This window comes from Ochrobactrum sp. BTU1 (assembly GCA_018798825.1).
GTDB lineage: Bacteria > Pseudomonadota > Alphaproteobacteria > Rhizobiales > Rhizobiaceae > Brucella.
In genome coordinates this window covers 1-22,654 of sequence record CP076357.1, presented here as the reverse complement: position 1 = coordinate 22,654, position 22,654 = coordinate 1, and the positions used below count along the sequence as shown (strand labels likewise).

Genomic DNA, 22,654 nt, shown 5'->3' with positions numbered 1-22,654 from the left:
AAAAAACTCATTTTCGCCCCCACGTCTGATGGATCAGTTCTGCCACTTCGCCGTTTGAGGCATTGAGGCTTTCCATTGCCCGTTCATAAGTTGAACGCACGAAGTCGCCCTTCTCCACTTCGTAGAGCGTCTGTTTCTTGATTGATGCGTCTGAAATTGCCGTTGATTTGAGCACATGGTTTTTCAACATGTTCTGCGTGAACATCGACTGCATAAATCCGACCATCTGAGCTTGCGGGATATCGGTGGGTTCAAACCGCGTGATAAGATAGCGGAACCATTTAACTTTAATTTCAGCGCCAGCATCTGCAACAGAAGTCATGATGCCGCCTAGCATTTGCAAGAATTGGGACATCGACATGATGTCGAGCATCTGTGGGTGAATGGTGATCAGAATTCCAGTCGAAGCCATCAATGCTGTAATGGTGAGATATCCGAGCTGCGGTGGGCAGTCGATGACAACAACATCGTATTTGTCTTCAATCTCTTTAAGGGCATTGACGATACGCAGATGGAACAAGCGTCCCTCTTCGCCTTTGCGCCCGGAGATCGCAAGCGGAACGTCGTATTCATATTCCTGTAACAGCAAATTTGCCGGAACGATATCGAGATTAGGGATATTGGTTGATTGAACAATCTCGGCGATCGGCTTTTTCTCATCATCAAAGCGCAAAGCTTCGTAGAGCGATGCAATCTCGTCGAGCTCTGGCTGAATGCCAAACAGCGAAGTCAGCGACGCTTGTGGATCGAGGTCGATCGCCAGAACACGATGTCCAGTCAGAGCAAGATATTGCGCGAGATGGGCTGAAGTGGTTGTCTTGCCTGAGCCGCCTTTGAAATTGACGACAGAGAGGACCTGCAGCGGCTCGCCTTCTTTGCGACGTGGTAGATAAACCCGCTTGTCGGATTTTTTGTTTTCTTCAAGATAACCACGCAGTTCGAGCATTTGCTCTGCCGTGTAGTAGCGGCGGCCTGAAACCACCTCGATTTCAGGGCCTTTGCCTTCGCTATGTAGCTGTCTTAAATGCGACTGCGTCACGCCAATAAGATCTGCAACCTCCGGCAGTTGAAACTTTCGAAGTGTCTTTCTGGCGTCCGGCGGGTATTGTTGTGTGCGCAACATGTTGAGCGCGCCAGAGATTTTTGAGCCCTGGCTGGCGATTTCGTGGTCAAAACGGGTCGCATTGTGTTCGTTCATTTGGTGAACTAAGGTCCTAGCTAGTGACACTTTCGCAAAAAAGCGTCAGGCATTCAAATTTTCGCAACTATAATTCCGATTCTGGCTGAGCTGCAAGGAATTTAAGGTTAACAAAAGGTTAACGCTAAAACTGAATGTCTGTTAGGCGATTGTATTATTTCTTCTTGCAAACCCATCGTGGATTAACTCGGAGTTTATGAAGTCAATAAATGTGATTCAAAAGAAAAAACCGCTAGTATTTATAAGCTTTTTCTTGTGACCTTATTGATTGTAACCGCCTTTAAGCCTTAGCTGTTGCTCAGCAATTCGAAGGCATTTTAATCTAAGCGGAAACGTTCCAATGTAACGTTCGCGAACCTTCTTGGTATTAAGTAAAGCACGAAATTGGCTGGATCGATTCTTTGATTTGTTTCGATCTTTATCTCGTTTACACCCAATGTCTATAGAATGAGATTAAAAGCGGCGAGCGGACGAACCTTGTGAAATCGGCTAACGGATTGAATAGTCATCATAAATCAATAAAAAGTACGGCTGACAAATCCGCGCAGGAGGTCGAGCTTATTCTCCATAGCTTTCTACAGCTCCAATGGTCTGATGGTGCGACTACGGCGGTACTTGGTATACGGTTGCACCAGAAACGACTGGTAGGAAAAGAAAATCTCAGTTTTTTGGAGTGGGGTCTAGCTTCCCTCGCCTCCACCGCGTTGAGAGTTACACGGAGAACGTTTGGAGCAATTGTCGGCTGAATATCAGGGTGTGTTTTAGCTGACAAATGCTCTTTCAATAACGAAGTGAGCTGGCGCGTTGTTCGATCCCTCCTCGAAACCTAAGCTTTCTACAATGGTTTTCAAATCACGTGTCATCGCTATCGAGCCGCAAATCATGATGCGGTCTTGCTCTTTGCAGAACTGAGGAAGATTTAGATCGTCGAACAGACTTCCATCCGCAATTTTCTGCGTTATTCGGCCCTGCCGCCGAAATTCATCTTGAGTGACTGTCGGATAGAACGAAAAATGCCCCTCTGTGAATTCTCTAATCGCTGGATTGCTTTTCATCCTTGCCATCAGATCAAATCCGTAATCGAGTTCTGCTGCCATGCGGCAACATTGAACGAGAATGACCTGGTCGAAGGTTTCATAAGTTTGTGGGTCTTGGATCACACTGGCAAAAGGAGCTATCCCTGTTCCAGTCGAAAGCATCCAAAGCCTGCGGCCGGGCAATAATGCGTCAAGGACGAGGGTGCCCGTCGTTTTGGGGCGAATGAGGAGGCTGTCACCAGCGCTAAGCTTTTGGAGGTGCTGCGTGAGCGGACCGTCTTCGACTTTAATCGAAAAGAACTCAAGTTTCTCTTCCCATGCAGGGCTCGCAATCGAGTAGGCACGGAATATCGGCTTTGTAGAATTTGGAAGCCCGATCATTGCAAACTCACCCGATCGAAAGCGGAAGGTTGGCTCTCGGGTGGTTGTGAATGAAAACAGTCGATTGGTGTAGTGGGTGACTGACAGGACGGTCTCAACTAGCACGCCAGATGGGATCGGAAATGACGAGGAAGCAATGTCTAAGGGCGCTGTTTGAAAACTCATGTTCTTACTCATGCTGATATACGGAAACGGGAGAGGGCATCCCAGAACCGGTCATGTGACCGATCGATATTGACGCTGCTGCCAGACGAGAGGGGTGCGTTGCTGATCAAGATCAATATCAACCACGCCACCAGCAAACAGCACATGAGACTGTGTTTCTATCGAGCCCAGCAAGGTACAATCCATAACTGCCAAAGCGCCATTTAACCGAGGGTGGCCAGACTTCCATGCGGACCATTGACCGTTGTCGAACCGCCGTTCTAACGCCGTGTGTCCTGCGAAAGCGTCTGCAATCGGCTGTTGTCCCTGTGCAAGGAGCGCAATCGAGAACCCTTCAGTCCTCAAGACGTGATCGACGACCCGGCTACTGACATCTATCGAAATGAGAAGGGTAGGGGGTTCCGCTGATAGCGACATGACGGATGTAACAGTGCGGCCAATCTTTTCAACGCCCAGCCGTGTTGTCACCACACAGACGGTCGATGCCGCAGCCGCCATTCCATCCCGGAACAAGCTTTTTCCCACCAGTGGTCGCAACGGTGATTGCAGCGCGAATTTCTGCGGAAATTCAAATTGATTGAATGCCGTCATCATGAACCCTTCCCTGGCTTTTCAGAAAAGAGATCGCGAAACTTATCGGCAACACCATGCATCTGGGCTGCATTCGCAGGCGGCTGGCCAATAGAAATAATGTTGGGCCACAATTCGGAATATTTTGTATTGAGCTCAAGCCAGAATTCCATTCCTGGCTCAGTGTCGGGTTTGATTGCGTCGATCGGGCATTCGGGTTCGCAGACGCCGCAATCAATACACTCGTCCGGGTGAATGACGAGCATGTTCTCGCCTTCGTAAAAGCAATCCACAGGACAGACTTCAACGCAATCCATGTGTTTGCAGGCGATACATTCTTCGGTGACAATATAGGTCATTTCTGATCCTGGATTATGGTTTTAGGATGCCGCCCAACGACGGGCGAAGGGCGGCGAACCTTTTTGCTAGTCGAGGTTGCTCTCGGCAAATTCGTAATTGGCAAGCTTATCGAGGAAATTGCTGACATAATCCGGGCGACGGTTGCGGAAGTCGACGTAGTAGCTGTGCTCCCAGACATCGAGACCAAGCAGTGGCTTGCCTTCCCCGGTTGCGATCGGGTTGGAGCCATTAGGGGTATTCGTGACCGCGAGCTTGCCTGCTGAGGACAGAACGAGCCAGGCCCAACCCGAGCCGAACTGCCCTACTGCCTTGGCTTTGAAAGCCTCTTTGAAGGCGCCAAATGAACCAAAGTCCTCATCAATCTTGGCTGCCAACCGACCTGGAATTTTTCCACCTTCCGGTGAAAGTGCATTCCAGAAATGAATATGGTTCCAATGTTGGCCGGCATTGTTGAAAACTGCTGCAAGCGAAGTCTGCCCATGTGACATCAGGATGATCTCTTCGAGTGACTTACCCTTCAGATCATCGTTCTTCTCGACAAACCCGTTAAGCGCGGTCACATATGCCTGGTGGTGTTTGCCGTGATGCAGTTCTAGCGTTTCTTGGCTCATTCCGCCGCCTGCCAGCGCAGAAGTTGAATAGGATAAGGAGGGCAGTTCAAAAGTCATGGAGAAGCTCCAATTGAAGTTGATCTTGCGTTTTATGAGCGCAAGCGATAATTAAACAAGCAGAAGCTTTGAAAAACATTGTAGGGAATATGTCAAGCTCGAACTTGGAAAATAGCAACTGGTCGCCGCGCAACCCTGCGGAACGTATTCTGATGCAGCTTAAGATGCATGGCGGTCTGACGGCTGCAGCACTGGGCAAGAAGCTTGGAACAACGGGAGAGGCCGCGCGCCAGCAATTAGCGAAGCTTGCAGAGGAAGGATTGGTTGCCGCCCGGAACATCTCGGCAGGTGTCGGGCGGCCCACGCAAATGTGGGAACTGACGCCTGCCGCGCAAGCTAGGTTCCCCGATACGCATGCAGCGTTAACGGTACAACTGCTTGATATTCTGCGCAGTTCTCTCGGTGAAGATGCGCTCGACAGCATAATTTTGAAGAGGGAAGAGGAGACGCGAAAAGCGTATGAACAAGCAATGAGCGGCCTTGACGATCTGAAAGAGCGTGTTGTCGCATTGGCAGCGTTGCGATCAAGCGAAGGATATATGGCGCAAGTCGAAGAGACGCCTGACGGCTTCTTAGCACTCATCGAAAACCATTGCCCGATCTGCGCTGCTGCAGCCTCATGTCAGGGATTCTGTCGTGCCGAGCTACAGGTTTTCAGGTCAGTACTGGGCGAAAATACCATCGTCGACCGCGTCGAGCACATCGTTCAGGGAGGACGTCGCTGTACCTACCTGATCAAGGACATGAGCGCATGAGTTCCGGCCCCTCACAGATAGGTCCAACAAATAAGCGTGCTTTGTCTCACGAAGCGCTCGATGAAGCGACGATCCGCATGGTTGTCGATCGCTTTTATGCCTTGGCACGTGAGGATGCGCTGATAGGCCCCGTTTTCAAGAGCGCAATATCGGATGCGCAGTGGCAAAACCATCTGAATATAATTGCAGATTTTTGGAGCTCGCTCCTTCTTGGAAGCGGCTGGTACAAGGGCAGGCCCTTGCCCAAACACATTGCTCTTCCAGAAATTTCTGATGCACACTTCAGGCGCTGGCTTGGCATTTTTCGTTTTACAGTGTTGGAGCTTTGCTCGCCTGAGATCGCCAATTTGTTCATGGAGCGAGCACAACGCATCGCGAATGCGTTTCGAATGAATATTCGTATGCACAGATCAGAGGATCTCGTGTATCTGCGTCCGTTGGAACCCGAAATATTCGACCTTAAGACTTGATTGACTGGAAGGCCTGATGCAGCTTTTTGAGACGAATTATGCGCTAGAAAGTCACAATACCTTCGGACTTTCGTCGGTTGCACAATTTGCAAAGACGTTGAACACGCAAGAAGACGCCATCCAACTCGCAAATTTCGCTCATCAGCAAGGCTTGCCGTTTTATTTGATTGGTACCGGCAGCAATCTTATACTTCGACCGAAAATCTCAGCTTTTGTCGGCCTCATGAACATTTTGGGTCGAAATTTAATAGGCTCGGATGCAAATCATCACTTCATAAAGGCCTCTGCCGGAGAAGATTGGCCGCAATTTGTGGTGTGGACGATCAAGCAAGGTTTCAGCGGACTTGAAAATCTTGCGGGAATCCCAGGAACAGTGGGAGCAGCGCCAGTACAAAATATTGGTGCTTATGGGTTAGAGCTGGCTAATCGATTGCATGCACTTACCGCCTATGATGTTAAACGAGGCGAGATTGTCACGCTTTCGCGCGAAGAATGCCGCTTTTCCTACCGAAACAGCATTTTTAAAGAGACAAACCGCTATATCGTCCTCGATGTGACCTTTGCTCTTCCAAAAAAATGGCGCCCGGTGCTGACCTATCAGGGGCTAAACGGAGAAACTTTTGCGGATGCGAACGCGGTCATGGACCGGGTCTTGTCGATCAGAGCCAGTAAACTGCCCGACTGGGAAATCCTGGGCAATGCCGGTTCTTTCTTTCATAACCCGGTGGTTGAACCGGAATTTGCTAACGGTATTGAAGGCTCGCCCCGTCACTTGCAAAGCGATGGTCGCGTGAAACTCTCTGCTGCATGGTTAATCGATGCTTGCGGACTAAAAGGTAAAAGGATTGGGGGTGCATCGGTGTACGAACATCATGCCCTTATTCTGGTGAACCATGGTGACGCCACCTTTGAAAATGTCTCATCGCTTGCGAAATTGGTTCAAACAACGGTTTATGAGCGGTTCGGTGTAAGCTTAATCCAGGAACCTTTGACCTTTTAAGTCTTGCGCAATCCGCAATCCGCTCTTCACCCTATTGCCTTTGCGACGATGCGCGACCCTATCGCGTAACCGCCGTCACGACATCTCGTGACATCGTTTTGAGCCGTAACTCATTAATTCTGATGCTTACGAGCGCCAGACGCTCAACGGACTATGTTTGGCGGTGGTATCTTACGGAGGGATTCGACGATATCAGGACGCTGCTCGGCAACAGTTGCGACAATTGCTTCGGACAGAGCAAAGATTGCAGATGGTGAGTTTGGTAAAAATTCACTTTTCGCGGTTGCATAAAGGACGATATCTGCAAGAGAGGCGAGCGGTGATGTCGGGCTATCGGTTATAACCAAAATTTTCGCGTTTTTTGACCGGGCAGATTTTGTCAGTTCCAGTGTGCTCTGCGAGTATCGCGGCATCGATATCGCTATCACCACATCGTTCCGGCCAATAGCGTTGATTACATTGCTCGCGTAAGAACTCGCACCACGAAGAAGTGCGTTGGTGACGCTTTTCTCGGTGTAAAGCGCCAACCCTTCCTCCAAATAGGCCGCAGCATAGTGGCTGGCGCCGGTTCCTAGAATAACAATTCGACTTGCCTGAAGGAGCGAGTGAATAAAATCGTCAGCACTCGCACGGTCGATATTTGAGATCGCATCCTTAATTTTATCCACGCTATCAATGAGTTGCCGGTGTAACGTCGAACTCCTCCCATCAGAGCCGAGGCCTTCTCCATCAGTGGTTTGCTGATGGCCCGGGACTGTCTGGAAATCAGAAACAATCCTTTCCCGGAATTCGCTAAATCCACTATATCCAACGGTTCTGACAAATCGGGTAATTGTAGCAGTCGAGCTACCGCTTGCCTCGGCAACGCCTTCTATGGACATAGCCACAACGTCGAGAGGTCGCGCCAATACAAAGTCCGCGATCTTCTGATGTGACTTGCTCAGAGACGGGTAAACCTCTGCCATCCGCTGTGCGAATTCAGACTTGGGACTCAAGGTAGCGGCCATTGATCATTTCCGTCGTTGACGTCTAGAAATTTTCATATAATCTAAAAATGAAAATAATCACATCAAAAAGATGTATATTCCAAGGGAACGATATAATTATGTACAAAACGCTCGTGATAGCTAGCCTTTTTGCGACCACAGTTCTGGGCGGCGCAGTAAATGCTCAGACTCTTAAGGTTGCGCTTTCATCAGAAGCGACTGCCGTCGACCCGCATTACCATGATCTCACGCCGAATAATGCCCTGGCAGCGCATATATTCGATAGCCTGACACGGCAGGACGAGAAGCAGAAATTGCATCCGGCCCTTGCTGAATCCTGGGAGAATGATGGTAAAAACAAATGGACCTTCAAGCTTCGGGAAGGCGTGACGTTCTCTGATGGAACGCCGTTCACCGCCGATGATGTGGTTTTCACTTTCTGCCGGACGTTGAAGAACGAGACTGCCGTTTCAGGTTCATTTGCTGACATTACAGCGAATTTTTCTTCCGTTGAGGCACCCGATGCCAAAACCCTGATCATCACGACAAAGGTTCCAGAGCCATTGCTTGCGACCTTTATGGGAACAGTTGGAATCTTAAGTTCTTCGATCGTGGCGCATGATAAGATTACGTTCGATCCAGCTAAGAATTGCGGCGTCACAGGAACATGGCCCGTTGTGGGCGATTTTAACGATGGCAAGAAAGCGATCGGAACTGGACCGTATAAGTTCAAGAATTATGTGAAGGGCTCGGTTATCGAACTCGAGCGCAATGATAAATACTGGGGTGAAAAAGAACCTTGGGAAGCTGTCCGCTTTATTCCTGTACCCAATGCTGGAACGCGACTAGCGGGCCTGCTTGCCGGTGATTACGATCTCGTTGAGAACCCGGCTGCGCGTGACTTGACCCGGATCAAGGATGACAAGCGTTTTGTTGCAGAAGTCACTCCGACAACCCGTGTAATCTACTACCAGCTCGATGTCGGTCGCGATCAAAGCCCGTTTGTCAAATCCGCTGATGGAAAAAACCCGCTGCAGGACGTTCGTGTACGTGAAGCCATCTCTCTTGCGATTGATCGCAAAGCAATTATCGCTCGCTTGATGGACGGTGCTGCGGAGCAGGCAAATGAATTTTTGCCGAAGGGTATGTTCGGTACTCTGCCTGAGGCGCCGGAGCTTCGTTATGATCCGGCGGCGGCTAAAAAGCTACTCGCTGAAGCCGGTTACCCGGATGGATTTCAGCTCACCCTTTCAACGACCAATGATCGTTACATCAATGACAGCCAGATTACGCAAGCCGTCGCGCAGTATCTGACACAGATCGGCATTAAAGCCGATGTGGATGCAATGACACGGGCTCTTTATTTTCCGCGTCGTTCGAAGAAAGAATTAAGCGTCGCCATCGGTGGATGGGCATCGACCAGCGGCGAGGCCTCGTCATTCCTGCGTCAGTGGCCTGCATCCCCCAATGAAGCTGGAACAATGGGTGGCTCCAACTACGGCGGTTATAAAAATCCGGCCTTCGACAAGCTGATTTATGAAGCGGTAGAAACTATGGACGATGACAAGCGCTCCGCCTTGTTACAGCAAGCAACCACCGAGGTGCTCAAGGATTACGCATTCATTCCATTGCATTTTGAAAGCGGGATCTGGGCGCACAAAGCGGATATCAGTTTCACGGGCCGGTCGGACCAATTCACACTCGCTATGTCCGCAAAGCCTGCGAAGTAGTTATCTTCGACAAGCATCATTCGGGTAAAATGTGATGACTGCATATGCTTTGCAGCGCTTGATCCAAAGCGCTCTGGTGCTGCTCGCCGTTTCGGTTGCCGTTTTCTTTGCCATTTACGGCATTGGGGATCCGATTGAGCTTCTTGTTCCACCACAGGTCAGTGCCGCTGAAAGGCTGGCACTGATCAAAAGACTGGGGTTAGACCTGCCGGTCTGGCAGCAATATTTCACCTTTCTGGGCAACGCACTGAAAGGCGATCTTGGGACGTCCTTTGTCCATGGAGTGCCGGTTGTCTCTCTAATACTGGGAAGGCTTCCGGCCACATTGGAGCTGGTGTTTCTTTCAATGAGCTGCGCGACAATTGTGAGCGTACCGCTAGGCCTTTATGCTGGCCTTAATACCGAAAGCCGTTTCTCGCGTCTGGTTATGGCCGGTACTGTCATCGGCTTCTCCCTTCCAAGCTTTTGGAAAGGGATGATGCTGATCCTGTTATTCAGCGTTGTTCTTGGTTGGCTTCCAACCGCGGGTAGGGGGGAGACCGTCGATATTCTCGGGTTTCAGACCAGCCTGTTTACCCTTGATGGTCTGCGCCACCTCGCTTTGCCAGTACTTAATCTTGCAATTCCGACATCCGCCTTGCTGGTGCGCCTGGTTGCTGCTGGCGCAACGGAGGCGACAACGCAGGACTATGTCAAATTCGCCAGAGCCAAGGGTGTCCGCCACAAGCGTATCGTTTTCCGCCATATCATGCGCAATATCCTGATCCCCGTTATTACTGTCGCAGGGATTGAGTTCGGAAGCCTGGTGGCTTTCTCTACCATTACTGAGACCGTATTCTCGTGGCCCGGAATGGGTAAACTCCTGATCGATAGCATTTATCACCTCGATCGCCCGGTTGTCGTTGCTTACGTCATGCTTGCAACCCTGCTTTTTGTTGGCGTCAACTTCCTTGTAGACGTGCTCTACGCGGCCCTCGATCCAAGAGTGAAGCTTTCGGGAGAAATGGTATGACCAAACCGACCATTCCTCAATTTGCCAACACGCCGTTGAGAAAAAAGGTGCTCAAGCGCATTCGCAGCAAGCCTACCATGCGTGGCGCAGCCATACTGCTTGGGTGCCTTGTTGTTCTCGCGATCCTCGCCCCATTTATCGCACCCCAGGACCCCTATGATCTTTCTTCGTTAAGTGTGATGGACAACCGCTTGCCGCCGGGTTCATCAAGCATGGCTGGTATGAACTACTGGTTAGGCACGGACGCGCAAGGGCGCGACATGGTCAGTGCGATCCTTTACGGACTTCGTACAAGCTTGCTGGTTGGCCTCTTGTCTACGCTAGGCGCAATGATTATCGGCGTGACGGCAGGATTGTTTGCAGCCCAGATTGGTGGTTTCGTCGACACAATCATCATGCGTCTGGTCGACTTCATGCTCGGGTTCCCATCGATCCTTGTCGCTCTTGTGCTTCTAGCCTCCGTTGGTCGCGGAGTAGATAAGGTGATTTTCGCCATTATCGTTGTTCAGTGGGCGCAATATGCCCGTCTGATGCGCGCCTCCGCCATGGTAGAAAGGCGCAAGGAATATATAGAGGCCGCCGTCAATTTCGGCCTTCCAACGCGCCATATCATGCTCGCGCATTTGCTTCCCAATTCGGTCGGTTCCGTGCTTGTCATGTCCACGATCAGCATTGCAGGCGCCATAACCCTCGAAGCCACCCTGTCTTTTCTCGGCGTTGGGGTCCCTGTCACCCAACCCTCGCTTGGACTCTTGATCGCCAATGGCTTCGAATATTTGCTCTCTGGCGAATATTGGATTGCCGTGTTTCCTGGGATTGCCCTCGTTCTGTTGATCATTTCGCTAAACTTCATCGGGGATCGCGTTCGCCGCAGCTTCAATGTGAGGGCCAACACATGACGGCACTTTTAGATATCCAGGGACTGCGGACAGTCTTTCACTTGCTTGGCGGCGCTTGGTCAGCGGTAGACGGTGTTGATCTCACCGTCGAGCGCGGCGAAATCCTTTGTCTGGTAGGCGAATCCGGGTCTGGAAAATCGGTCACAGGCTTTTCCATCGTTCAACTGATTGATGCACCTGGAGAGATTGTAGAAGGCAAGATACTTTTCAATGGCGCTGATCTCTGCGCAGCTTCCGACGAAGAGTTGCGTTCACTGCGTGGCGACCGCATTGCCATGATCTTTCAGGATCCGCTTTCCACCCTCAACCCGGTTTTAACAATCGGGGAGCAGATGCTTGAGGCAATTTTTGAGCATCGCAACTCTAGCCGTGAAGACGCGCGCAGAGAAGCCATCGATGCCCTAACAAGAGTTGGGATTTCATCGCCTGAAGCACGGCTTAAACAATATCCGCACGAGTTTTCAGGAGGAATGCGTCAGCGCGTGGCTATTGCGATCGCGTTGCTCAATAGTCCTGATCTTATCATCGCTGATGAGCCGACAACCGCGTTGGACGTTACTATACAGAGCCAGATCCTTTACGAAGTACAAAAGCTTGTGCGTCAAACTGGAACCGCTGTTTTGTGGATTACACACGACCTGGCCGTTGTTGCAGAATTGGCTGATCGGGTCGCGGTCATGTACGCCGGACAGATTGTTGAAAGCGGGTTGGTGGATGATGTGCTCGATAAACCGATGCATCCTTACACGCTTGGTCTGCTTCGTTCTTCGACCGGGATGGTTCAGCCAGGCGAACGTCTTCATCAAATCAACGGAAATGCTCCCCGCATTGATGCGCGCCCGTCCGGATGCCCATTCCGAACGCGGTGTGAGCGGGCAATCGAGATTTGCGTAACGACTTATCCGGAAAAACAGAAATTGGGTGATCATAGCTTTCGATGCCATAATCCGGTTGCAGCGCTGGAGGTGATCTCGTGAACGATATTTTGTTCGAGATGAAAAGCGTCAGCAAATATTTTGAATCCAGAGCGACAACGGCTGAAAAGATCCTCAGCCTTGCTGGAAAAAAGCAACCCAATCGGCTCCTGCGCGCCGTCGACGGTGTTGATCTCAGTGTGAGGCAAGGCGAGGTTCTTGGTCTGGTTGGGGAATCGGGCTGTGGTAAATCCACATTGGCACGCATGGCGACCGGCATTCATAAACCAACGGCCGGAGATGTTCTCTACAAGCATAGAAACGTCCGCGACTTGCGCAACCGCGAAAAGCTGGATTTCCTGCTTAAAGTACAGATGATTTTTCAGGATCCTTTCGCTTCACTTGATCCTAGAATGAAGGTTCACGATATTGTTGCCGAAGCACTGAAGGTTCACAAGCTAGCGCCGAAAAGCCAAATCTCAGGCATCGTTGATCGCGCTTTGGAGGAAGTAGGTCTAGATGTCGCTTATCGTGACCGCTATCCCCATCAGTTTTCCGGAGGGCAACGTCAGCGTATCGGCATAGCGCGCGCACTAGCCGTTAAGCCGGATTTTCTGGTTTGCGACGAACCGGTCTCAGCCCTTGACGTATCCATCCAGGCCCAGGTCATCAATCTCTTCATGGATTTGAAGGAGCGATACGGATTGACATACCTGTTTGTCAGTCACGATCTTGGGGTGGTTCGGCATATAAGTGATCGCATTGCGATCATGTATCTGGGCCGTATTGTCGAGATCGGCGCAGCGGCCGATATATTTGCAAATCCGGCCCATCCCTATAGCGCTGCGTTGCTGAATGCGAGCCCCTCCGTCAAACGCCGCAAGCGCAATTTCGAACCGTTGAAGGGGGATCTGCCTTCGCCGCTGGCGCCACCAAAGGGCTGTCCGTTCCATCCTCGATGTCCACAAGCCATGGCTGTGTGCCGTGATCATCGTCCCGAGTTGAAAGAAATCGCCTCTTGTCAGAGTGTGGCGTGCCATTTGCACAATCTGGAGTATCAATGATTACCTCGTCGCTTAATCCAGTAACCGGGGCAAGTGTATTGCCTTTCCTCGACGGGTTTCACCCTGACCGCCCTTTGGAGGTAAACTTCTACCGACCAGCGCACCATAAGCCGAACAGTCCTGTGGTGATTGTACAGCATGGAATGCTGCGTAACGGTGATGAGTATCGGGATTTCTGGATACCAGCAGCTGAAAAACACGGGCTGTTAATTGCTGCACCAACCTTCTCTGATGCCGCATTCCCGATGGCTGAAAGTTATAATAACGGTCTCGTATTAGATCAGTCGGGAAATGTTCGTGAGCCTCAAGAATGGCTATACGGGGTTCCCGCGCGCGTGTTTGCTGCCTTGAAGGCGTCCGGGGTCACTACCCAAGAACGTCCCTACCTTTATGGGCATTCGGCCGGTGGGCAATTTGCGCATCGGCTGCTCGCCACACAGCCAACTTATCCTTTCTGTGCTGTCATAGCTGCAAATCCGGGCTGGTATACCTTGCCGGATATGGAGCGGCGCTTTCCAGAAGGCATGGGAGCCATTGGTTTGTCTGAGGAACAGCTTGCCCGCTGGTTCGCCTATCCAATGCACATATTTGCGGGCGATCAGGATATCGCCGAAGACGATCCGAACCTTCCTTCTCAGCCCGAAGCGCTGGCACAAGGCCCATCACGTTTTAAGCGCGCACATTTTTTCTATGCCTATGCGCTGGAACAGGCAAGAAAGCGTGGTCTACCTTTCGAATGGAAGCTGATAGACATAGAAGGTGTTGGCCATGACGGCGCTGCTATGTCTCGTGCAGCTGCCGCGTTCTGGTTTGAAAACAGGATTCCCCCGGCCTCCGAACTTGTGTTTGATGATGCGGCACAGCTCTAAAAGCAGAAATTGGAAAATGCTATGAATGCAAATAATCGAAAAGACCTCTGGCAAAAAGTCGATGCTGAAAAAGAACGGCTTATTGAGCTCAGCGATCGCGTTTGGGGCATGCCTGAAGTTTGTTATACAGAGTTTCGCTCAGTCGCTGAACATAAGGCTGAACTCTTGCATCACGGCTTCCGCGTCACTGAAGCGATAGCGGATATCCCAACCTCTGTTATTGGTGAGGCGGGAGAGGGCGGACCTGTTATTGCATTTTTAGGCGAGTTTGATGCGCTCCCAGGTCTGAGCCAAGAGGCGGGTCAGGCCGAGCACAAACCATTGCACGAGGGCGGAAATGGCCACGGTTGTGGGCATAATCTCCTTGGATCAGGTGCGATGCTCGCTGCAATTGCGCTCAAGAATTACCTGGCCGAAAAAGGCATTGCTGGACGGGTGCGCTATTATGGTTGTCCGGCCGAAGAGGGGGGCGCGGCGAAGACGTTCATGGTTCGCGCCGGAGCATTCGACGACGTCGACATTGCCATTTCATGGCATCCCTACAGTTTTTGGGAAGTCGCTCCGGCGCTTTCTCTTGCCAATACGCGTGCGGACTTCACGTTCAAAGGCCGTGCAGCTCATGCAGCCGCCGCTCCTCATTTGGGGCGCAGTGCACTTGATGCTCTCGAACTAATGAGCGTTGGTGTGAATTACATGCGTGAACATATGCCATCTGACGCGCGTGTTCACTCTGCAATTTTGGATGCAGGCGGCATCGCGCCCAATGTTGTTCAGGCTCATGCTCGGGTTCGTTATTCAATTCGCGCGATGGAACTGCAAGATATGCATGATCTTGTTCACCGTGTGCATAAAATTGCACAGGGGGCAGCGATGATGACCGAGACGACGGTTGAGATGAGCATCGTAAGTGCGGTATCCAACACGCTTGACAATAAGCCGCTCGAACATGCGCTCTATACAGCCATGGATGAATTGGGTGCTCCCGATTTTGATGAGCAGGATCGCGCTTTTGCCCGTGAAATTCGTAAAACATTCTCTGAAAAAGATATAGCCTCCGTTTACAAGGCGATTGGCATGCCAATCACCGAGGAGCCGCTCGCAAACTTCCTAACCCCTGAAAATACCAATCGGAAGCCGTTTATCGGGTCGACCGATATCGGTGATGTGAGCTGGGTTGTCCCAACAGTGCAGGTCCACGCTCCAACGGTTGCTATCGGCACACCGTTTCATACCTGGCAGATCGTTGCACAAGGCAAGTCGCCAGCTGCTCATAAAGCAATGGTTCATGCTGCAAAGGCAATGGCTGCGACGGGTCTCAACGCTATTGTCGATCCACAATTGTTGGAAAATGCGAAAGCAGCGCTGGCTGAACATACTGCGAGAACACCATATGTTTCGCCACTGGGTCCAGATGTCATGCCGCCCTTGAATATGTCTCGCGGATAAAGGCAAGAGAATCTCGGAAAAAAATAAGACAAGAGGGTTGGCCGTGCGGCAATTTTTATAATTCTGCACGGTCGTTAATCCATCCTGACCAAAAGACGGCCTTGGTTGCCTTAACTTCGCCCCATCAAATGCAGTACCGAGATCGGTATTTGAAAACTGCGAATTAATGGAGCAAATCAATGAATGGGCGGCCACAATTACTCAAAGCGCTTGCGCTGATATCAGTTCTCTGCCCCTCAATGGCTGTCGCCGGCGATTTCAGCGCATATGCTCAAAAAGCTTTTTCTCCAGTCATTGAGAATTATAAAATACCGGGTTTGGTTGTCGGCGTTACCCGCAATGGTGTTCATGAGTTTTATACGGCAGGTCTTGCGTCGCGAGCAGATAATCGCCCGGTAACGCCCGATACGCTTTTCGAACTCGGTTCGATAAGCAAAGTCTTTACAGTGACACTCGCGGCTCTGGCTGAACAACACGGAAAGCTCAATCTCAACGACACACTTGCCCATCATCTTTGTGAAGACGCCTGTTCAATCGGTAATAATCTCACCTTGATGGATCTTGCCACGCACCATTCCGGCGGACTGCCTTTGCAGGTTCCAGATAGCGTTGAAAACGTGGAAGGTTTGATAAATTGGCTCAAGGATTGGCAACCCTCGCATCCTGGTGCGCGCAGTTATTCCAACATCAGCATTGGAATGCTCGGTTATATTTCTGGAAAGGCAATGGGTAGCAACTACCCAAAGGCCGCCCAAACGGTGCTATTTCCTGCCCTTGGCCTCACCAATACCTGGATTAATGTGCCTGACGAAAAGATGCCGCTTTATGCATATGGCTATGATCGCAAAACGGATGCACCCATCAGAGTTTCGCCCGGTGTTTTGGATGCGGAAGCCTATGGGGTCAAGTCGAGCGCTCGGGACATGCTCAAGCTTCTCGATATAGAGCTGGGTGAGGGCGAAACCTCGGCTGAAATAAAAGCTGCCGTTGAGCGGACCCAGCAAGGGCAGTTCAAGACAGATTTCTTTACTCAAGCCATGATCCTTGAACAATATCCATGGCCGGTGAATATCAAGGATATGCTTGCAGGAAACGGCTATGATTTCATTATGAAACCCCAGCCGGTACAAAAAATAACACCGTCCCTGCCAGCACAAAGACAAGTCCTCATCAACAAAACCGGCTCAACGAATGGATTTGGCGGCTATATCGCTGCAATCCCAAGTGAGAAACTTGGTATTGTGGTGCTCGCGAATAAAAACTATCCGAACGAAGCGCGCATTGAAGCGACCTATTCGCTTATTCAAGCATTGCTGAAACAGTAAGCCGGAAAGTGCCCCCGTGTGTCGAGTAGCGGGGTGGAGGAACTCAAAGCGGGTTTTGGAACCAGCACAGAGCCAGATATTAGCAAAATTGGATTTAGCCGACGTACTTTCACCAGGCTTGGTCGGCTAAAATGGCAATATTAACTTCTTTGGACCTTCAACCCCTTTGAATCTTCAGTGTCTTCTTCGACCTGGTCAAAAAGGCAGGCACGGGAAAAGTCATTCAGGACAAACTCGGCATCGGCTATTTAGCGAAAATCACGGGTTTTAACCTTGATTTGATCGAGATGAAGATAAGGATCAGGCATATCGCGTGGCTTTGGCATCCCACGCGGGTCGGGCGCAGGCGAGCCATGATGAAACTCGTCGCCTCTTCCATGAGGCAAAGGAAATGCAGTTTCCCGGTTGCCGATGCCAGCGAGTTCGGATGAAAGATCCGTTATATGATGCGCGACTATATGAATGACGTCACCTTCACGTTGAACGCGCCCTTTTATGCCGATCATTCCACCACCGAGCACCGCACTCCGGTATTTTTCAAACACTTTTGTCCATACGACGAGATTGGCGACACCTGTTTCATCCTCGATTGTAATAAACATCACGCCCTTGGCCGATCCCGGCCTCTGCCGCACTAAAACCAGACCTGCAACTTTCACTGGGCTCCGATCCCGCATCGCATTGGCACTCGCGCAGGTGGATACGCGTCGACGCGTCAGATCTGACCGGAGAAAGGCTAAGGGATGCTGACGTAATGTAAGCCCGACATGAGAATAGTCCGCCACAACCTCACTTCCAGCTGTCATTGGTCGTAAAGGCACCGCCGGTTCAACTTGTTCGGTAACGATGACGCGCTCACGGGCAGCTGCCGCTGAAAACAATGGCAAAGGCTCGTCCCTAAGCGCCTTCATCGCCCAGATAACGTCACGTCTTTGAAGGCCAAGCGATGGTCTGAATGCATCCGCTTCTGCCAAGTCATTTAATGCAGATGCTGGAATTTCTGCCCGACGCCATAAATCATCGACTGATGCATAAGGGGTATCGCCGCGAGAAGCTATCAGTCGAGCGGCCTGCGCGTTCCCTAAACCCTTGACCATGCGCAGTCCCAGACGGACTGCAAATCTGCTTTCGTCGCCATTAATAGGTTCAAGTGTCGTGTCCCATCGCGAAGCGTTGATGCAAACGGGACGAATCTCAACGCCGTGCGCTTGTGCATCGCGGACAATTTGGGCTGGTGCGTAAAATCCCATCGGTTGCGCGTTTAAAAGTGCAGCGCAGAAAACGTCAGGATGCCAACATTTGATCCAGCTACTTGCGTAAGCGATCAATGCGAAACTCGCCGCATGGCTTTCAGGAAAGCCATATGAGCCAAAACCCTCAAGTTGCTTGAAAGTTTTTGTCGCAAAGTCACGCTCATAGCCGTTGGCCACCATGCCTTCGATCAGCTTTTCTCCGAATTTCGATACACCGCCAGTGTGCTTGAATGTCGCCATTGCGCGACGCAACATATCAGCTTCACCCGCCGAGAACCCCGCGCATTCAATCGCAACGCGCATGGCTTGTTCTTGAAACAAAGGCACGCCTAACGTCTTGCCCAGGACGGCCTCCAACTCAGGTCGCGGATAGACAATCTCTTCCTTGCCTTCGCGACGCTTAAGATAGGGATGGACCATGTCCCCCTGGATCGGACCTGGGCGCACAATCGCGACCTCAATCACCAAATCATAGAAAGTACGCGGCTTCATGCGCGGTAACATTGCCATCTGGGCCCGGGATTCAATCTGAAACGTCCCGAGCGTATCGGCCCGTCTTATCATCGCGTAGGTGCGAGGATCCTCGGAAGGAATAGAGGCGAGCTCGAGCCTGATGTCCTTGTATTGAGCAAGCAGATCGAATGCTCGACGCATGCAAGACAGCATGCCAAGCGCCAATACATCGACTTTCATAAACTTTAAAACATCAATGTCGTCCTTGTCCCACTCGATCACCGCGCGGTCTTCCATGGCCGCGGGTTCGATGGGAACAAGTTCATCAAGCCGGTCCCGGGTGAGCACGAACCCGCCAGGATGTTGGGAAAGATGACGCGGCGTGCCGACAAGCTGATTTGAAAGTTCTAAGGCGAGCCGCAGACGACGGTCGCAAAGATTTAGATTGAGGCCTTCCGCGTGTCTCGCTTCCACACCCTCCGACCATCCCCAAACCTGCGAAGAAAGAGACTTCGTTAAATCCTCCGGTAAGCCCAGCGCCTTACCGACATCCCGAAGTGCACCCTTTGCGCGATAACGAATTACGGTTGAACAAAGTGCTGCACGGTCCCGCCCGTAGGTTTCATAAATCCATTGGATGACTTCTTCACGCCGTTCGTGCTCAAAATCGACGTCGATATCAGGCGGTTCCCGCCTTTCTTCTGAAACAAAGCGTTCAAACAACAGATCGTTGCGATCTGGATCGATGCCGGTAACGCCAAGAACATAACAAACCGAACTATTTGCCGCCGAGCCTCTGCCCTGGCACAGAATTCCTTTGGAGCGGGCGAAGCGAACAATCGAATTGACCGTCAGAAAATAAGGCGCGTAATCGAGTTTTTTAATCAATCGCAATTCGTGTAAAAGACTATCCCGGACTTTTTCCGGCAGCCCCTCAGGATAACGCTCGGCTGCGCCCTCCCACGTCAGTTTTTCGAGCGCCTCAAGTGGCGAGAGTTCAGGAAAAATTCGTTCTTCAGGATATTGATACGTGAGTTCGTCGAGCGAAAACTTGCAGCGCTCGGTAATTTCCAAAGTCTTCGCTAAAGCCTCCGGATAGCGAGAAAACAATCGGTGCATCTCTTCGGGAGGCTTAAGATAGCGGTCAGAAAAACGCTCGCGCCGATAGCCCAGTTCATCGACAGTGGTATTGTGACGAATAGCTGTGACCACATCCTGCATAAGTTGGCGCGAAGGTTCGTGAAACAAGACGTCATTGGTCACTACGGCAGAAACTTTTGCTGCGGCTGCGAGCGCTGCCAACCGCCACAGACGCAATTGGTCGTTGGGACGTCGCCGCAATGTGAGCGCCATATAAGCGCGGTCTTCAAAAATCTCATTTACGCGCCTTAAGCGCATCGCACATGTAGCGTCGGGTGCATCGGGTAGTAGAACCGCTATCAATCCCTCGCTATAGGCTTCAATATCCGTCCAATCGAGGTCGCATTTTCCTTTGCCCGCCCGCTTTTTTCCCAAAGAAAGAAGACGGCACAGCCGCGCATAGGCTGCACGATCCATCGGATAGATCAAAAGTGACGTAGCATCTTTAAGGTCCAGCCTGCATCCCACAACCAGACGTATGCCTGTATCTTGTGCCGCGCGATGCGCGCGTACGATCCCCGCCAGCGAGTTGCGATCAACAATTCCTAGTGCCTTTATTCCCATCAACGCCGCCTGAGCGAATAGCTCCTCGCAGCTGCTGGCACCGCATAAAAAAGAAAAATGGCTGGTTGTCTGCAATTCGGCATATTGTATGGGGCTCATCCAAATATCCCATGCAAGAACCATAACTGACTACCGCTGTCACTTCGCTCCCCATCGCCTGAACGAAAGATCCAGTAGCGCTCCCCTGCTTCATCTTCGACGCGGAAATAATCCCGCACCGTCGCCATTTCTGCGTCTCTTTTCCACCATTCACCCCGAATGCGCTCAGGGCCGTCTGCATGACGTACCCGCCGTCGAACCCCGCGCCAGGTAAACCACACGGGTGGATTGTCAGGCAGAAGCGCCATGGTTTCGATGGGTTCCGGTCGTGGCAAGAGGCGTGACGGCCGCGGCCAGTCATTTCTCCAGGTTGCCCCGGTTTCAGGAGCAAGCGGGGCTACTTTCGACACAGAGCGCTCCGGGACATCGCTTTGCACTGGAGTGAAGCGGCAAAGGCGATTTTCGCCGACCCGATTTGCCAGCAAATCGACAAGATTGCCGATGTCATGTTGCGGCTCGTCGACCAGCGCAGCAATGTTTTGCTTGCCGTTGAGCGGTTCGACGATGACAGCCGCAAGCTCCATGATTTCGATCCCGAAACCGGGATCAATGGTTCCGATCTTATCTGAAAGAAGTCGTGTCAGTCGCTTCGCATCGCGGACAGGTTGCGCCATGCCGACACGAATAGCCTGTCGGCTGTTGTCGACACGATGCACCAACAGATCAAGGCGACGTGTGCCTAAACCTTTTTCCTCCAATATTTTGCAAAGGTCTGCTGCAAGTTTATCCATATAGCGGATAATCGTTTCGGCCGCTCCGATTGGTTCAGCAAAGACCTTTCGCGCTTCGATGATTTCGTTAAGGCGCGTTGGTGCAATTGGTTCCGCTAAATGACCCAAAGCTTGATCGATGCGACGTGCAACCTCAGGACCAAAGCGAAGGGTCAATGGTGCCCGTGGGGTGCTTAGCAAATCACCGACGCTTTCAAACCCTAATGCACGAAGGTCTGCAATTATCGGCGATTGCAAGCGCAAAGCTGCTATCGGCAATGGCGCAAGATAGGCTTGACCGCCGTCAATCGGAATGATTTTCGGCGATTGCGGGTCAAACCGCGCTGCGGCATGGGCGACCCCCCACGTGTCCGCAACAGCTCCTCGCGTTTGGATGCCGGACGCTGCGAAGCGATCAATAATTGCGTTGAGCATAGCGGCCTCCCCACCCAAAAGATGGTCGGCTCCGGTCGTGTCGATGACCAATCCATCGGGTGGGTCCGCCATGACGATAGGGGAAATACGCTGCAGCGCCCATTGTGCAAGCTTTTGCAGTCCTTCTGCATCAGCACGCGGATTATCGTCAATGACAGATAGTCCAGGAACCAGCGCCTGCGCCTTGGTGAGCAGCATGCCAATACGCAATCCCAATGCCTCGGCTTGCCGGTCAAGGGCAGTTACAACACGACGACGTCCATCGCGGCCGATAAGAACCAGCGGCGGTTCAACGCGAAGCGAAACGGCGCCCGAGTTCCTTCTCAGGCGATCCGTAGACCACCTGGGAAGGAAGAGCGATACGACCCTGTTCATCGCAAGCTTCCACTTCAAAATCAGCACTCTCGCCTGCGCGACAGCGAATAAGTTCAACAAGCCAGCGCGCACGGTCGAGACCGGGAACTGGCAAAGGTGCGGAGGGGAGGACGGAGACGCGCCAACGTGTGACACTGGCCGTTGGTTGTCCGAAATCTCCAGCTTCCGACTGCCGTCGCCAGCGGCGCAATGCAATCCCGATCGTTCCTCCGTTCTCGGCAGCCAATTGCAGTCGACGTGACGCCGTCATTGACAGGCGCGCAGTTTCTGCAACCACCGCACCAAGCCCACCATGACGCAGGCCTTCTTCAAAACATGAAAGAAGAGCCTTTTCGTCGCCCGCTTCAAGATGCACCATCCGGTCAGGATGAAGCCCAGCTTGGGCGATCGCTGGCATGAACAAATCGCTCCGCGTTACCAACCAAAGGATTTTACCCTTGGTTCGCGCTGCGATGCCGGCCGTAAAAAGGGCTGCCGCAGCCCCATCAACAGCACCATTGCCGCCGCCAGCCACCTCATGCAAATTTCCCAATGCCAATCCACCACCTGGCAATTTGGCGTCGATTTCCGCAAGGCCAAACGGCAAAACCTGACGCACACGACCTTGTCCGCCTTCAAGCCGCTCAATGCGTGTCCGCAATTCGGCGATAACAGGATTTGCGGCGATCTGAGGCATTCCAAAAACGGCTCCCTTTCTGGGGTTTGCAGCGCTCGTTAAAGCTGATAAGTTCCCTATTTGTTCCGATTGTCAGCATGAGTCAATCGGGTGTGTGAAC

20 protein-coding genes are annotated in these 22,654 nt (G+C 51.7%); 11 read left to right on the top strand and 9 right to left on the bottom strand.

Annotated features, from left to right (window positions below; genetic code table 11):
• Positions 1-7: 7 nt before the first annotated feature.
• The 5 genes from repA to KMS41_23755 all read right to left on the bottom strand — a co-directional run bounded on the left by repA (position 8) and on the right by KMS41_23755 (position 4,379).
• Positions 8-1,198 (bottom strand): plasmid partitioning protein RepA, encoded by a 1,191-nt coding sequence (repA, locus tag KMS41_23775; protein ID QWK81528.1) that lies wholly within the window; start codon positions 1,196-1,198, stop codon positions 8-10.
• 761 nt (positions 1,199-1,959) lie between these two features.
• Positions 1,960-2,793, bottom strand: a complete 834-nt coding sequence (locus KMS41_23770) for a ferredoxin--NADP reductase (protein ID QWK81527.1) — start codon at positions 2,791-2,793, stop codon at positions 1,960-1,962.
• 39 nt (positions 2,794-2,832) lie between these two features.
• Complete coding sequence (locus KMS41_23765) at positions 2,833-3,375, bottom strand: flavin reductase family protein (protein ID QWK81526.1); 543 nt, start codon at positions 3,373-3,375, stop codon at positions 2,833-2,835.
• Positions 3,372-3,710: a ferredoxin family protein gene (locus tag KMS41_23760; protein ID QWK81525.1), complete on the bottom strand. Its 339-nt coding sequence runs from the start codon at positions 3,708-3,710 to the stop codon at positions 3,372-3,374. The genes KMS41_23765 and KMS41_23760 overlap by 4 nt, the downstream gene beginning before the upstream one ends.
• A 66-nt stretch (positions 3,711-3,776) precedes the next feature.
• Complete coding sequence (locus KMS41_23755; GenBank protein ID QWK81524.1) at positions 3,777-4,379, bottom strand: superoxide dismutase; 603 nt, start codon at positions 4,377-4,379, stop codon at positions 3,777-3,779.
• A gap of 89 nt (positions 4,380-4,468) precedes the next feature.
• On the opposite strand from KMS41_23755, the gene KMS41_23750 reads away from it, so the two are divergent.
• The 3 genes from KMS41_23750 to murB are packed head-to-tail and all read left to right on the top strand — an operon-like array spanning position 4,469 to position 6,604.
• Positions 4,469-5,134 (top strand): transcriptional regulator, encoded by a 666-nt coding sequence (locus KMS41_23750; protein QWK81523.1) that lies wholly within the window; start codon positions 4,469-4,471, stop codon positions 5,132-5,134.
• The gene (locus KMS41_23745) at positions 5,131-5,604 is read left to right on the top strand and encodes a group III truncated hemoglobin (GenBank protein QWK81522.1); all 474 of its coding nucleotides are present in this window, start codon (positions 5,131-5,133) and stop codon (positions 5,602-5,604) included. Before KMS41_23750 ends, KMS41_23745 begins: the two co-directional genes overlap by 4 nt.
• Positions 5,605-5,620: 16 nt before the next feature.
• The gene (murB, locus tag KMS41_23740) at positions 5,621-6,604 is read left to right on the top strand and encodes a UDP-N-acetylmuramate dehydrogenase (GenBank protein QWK81521.1); all 984 of its coding nucleotides are present in this window, start codon (positions 5,621-5,623) and stop codon (positions 6,602-6,604) included.
• A gap of 143 nt (positions 6,605-6,747) precedes the next feature.
• Here murB and KMS41_23735 read toward each other — a convergent pair whose 3' ends face one another.
• Entirely contained in the window at positions 6,748-7,611 is an 864-nt protein-coding gene (locus KMS41_23735) for a MurR/RpiR family transcriptional regulator (GenBank protein ID QWK81520.1), read from the bottom strand.
• A 98-nt stretch (positions 7,612-7,709) separates the two neighbouring features.
• On the opposite strand from KMS41_23735, the gene KMS41_23730 reads away from it, so the two are divergent.
• The 8 genes from KMS41_23730 to KMS41_23695 all read left to right on the top strand — a co-directional run bounded on the left by KMS41_23730 (position 7,710) and on the right by KMS41_23695 (position 16,849).
• Positions 7,710-9,320 (top strand): ABC transporter substrate-binding protein, encoded by a 1,611-nt coding sequence (locus KMS41_23730; GenBank protein QWK81519.1) that lies wholly within the window; start codon positions 7,710-7,712, stop codon positions 9,318-9,320.
• Between the two features lie 34 nt (positions 9,321-9,354).
• The gene (locus KMS41_23725) at positions 9,355-10,332 is read left to right on the top strand and encodes an ABC transporter permease (GenBank protein ID QWK81518.1); all 978 of its coding nucleotides are present in this window, start codon (positions 9,355-9,357) and stop codon (positions 10,330-10,332) included.
• Entirely contained in the window at positions 10,329-11,231 is a 903-nt protein-coding gene (locus KMS41_23720) for an ABC transporter permease (protein ID QWK81517.1), read from the top strand. Before KMS41_23725 ends, KMS41_23720 begins: the two co-directional genes overlap by 4 nt.
• Complete coding sequence (locus tag KMS41_23715; protein QWK81516.1) at positions 11,228-12,208, top strand: ABC transporter ATP-binding protein; 981 nt, start codon at positions 11,228-11,230, stop codon at positions 12,206-12,208. Before KMS41_23720 ends, KMS41_23715 begins: the two co-directional genes overlap by 4 nt.
• Before the next feature lie 17 nt (positions 12,209-12,225).
• Complete coding sequence (locus tag KMS41_23710; GenBank protein ID QWK81833.1) at positions 12,226-13,209, top strand: ABC transporter ATP-binding protein; 984 nt, start codon at positions 12,226-12,228, stop codon at positions 13,207-13,209.
• Positions 13,210-13,247: 38 nt separating this feature from the next.
• Positions 13,248-14,078 (top strand): alpha/beta hydrolase, encoded by an 831-nt coding sequence (locus KMS41_23705; GenBank protein ID QWK81832.1) that lies wholly within the window; start codon positions 13,248-13,250, stop codon positions 14,076-14,078.
• 21 nt (positions 14,079-14,099) lie between these two features.
• Positions 14,100-15,524, top strand: a complete 1,425-nt coding sequence (locus KMS41_23700) for an amidohydrolase (protein QWK81515.1) — start codon at positions 14,100-14,102, stop codon at positions 15,522-15,524.
• 179 nt (positions 15,525-15,703) lie between these two features.
• Positions 15,704-16,849, top strand: a complete 1,146-nt coding sequence (locus KMS41_23695; GenBank protein QWK81514.1) for a beta-lactamase — start codon at positions 15,704-15,706, stop codon at positions 16,847-16,849.
• Positions 16,850-17,097: 248 nt separating this feature from the next.
• Here the strand turns inward: KMS41_23695 and KMS41_23690 are convergent, their stop codons facing one another.
• Genes KMS41_23690 through KMS41_23680 form a run of 3 tightly spaced genes read right to left on the bottom strand, consistent with a single transcriptional unit; the run spans position 17,098 to position 22,554 of the window.
• Positions 17,098-20,358 carry an error-prone DNA polymerase gene (locus KMS41_23690; protein ID QWK81513.1) on the bottom strand — a complete coding sequence of 1,087 codons (3,261 nt, stop codon included), beginning with the start codon at positions 20,356-20,358 and terminating at the stop codon, positions 17,098-17,100.
• Positions 20,355-21,878 carry a DNA polymerase Y family protein gene (locus tag KMS41_23685; GenBank protein QWK81512.1) on the bottom strand — a complete coding sequence of 508 codons (1,524 nt, stop codon included), beginning with the start codon at positions 21,876-21,878 and terminating at the stop codon, positions 20,355-20,357. Before KMS41_23685 ends, KMS41_23690 begins: the two co-directional genes overlap by 4 nt.
• Positions 21,793-22,554: an ImuA family protein gene (locus tag KMS41_23680; protein ID QWK81511.1), complete on the bottom strand. Its 762-nt coding sequence runs from the start codon at positions 22,552-22,554 to the stop codon at positions 21,793-21,795. Before KMS41_23680 ends, KMS41_23685 begins: the two co-directional genes overlap by 86 nt.
• Between the last annotated feature and the right edge of the window lie 100 nt (positions 22,555-22,654).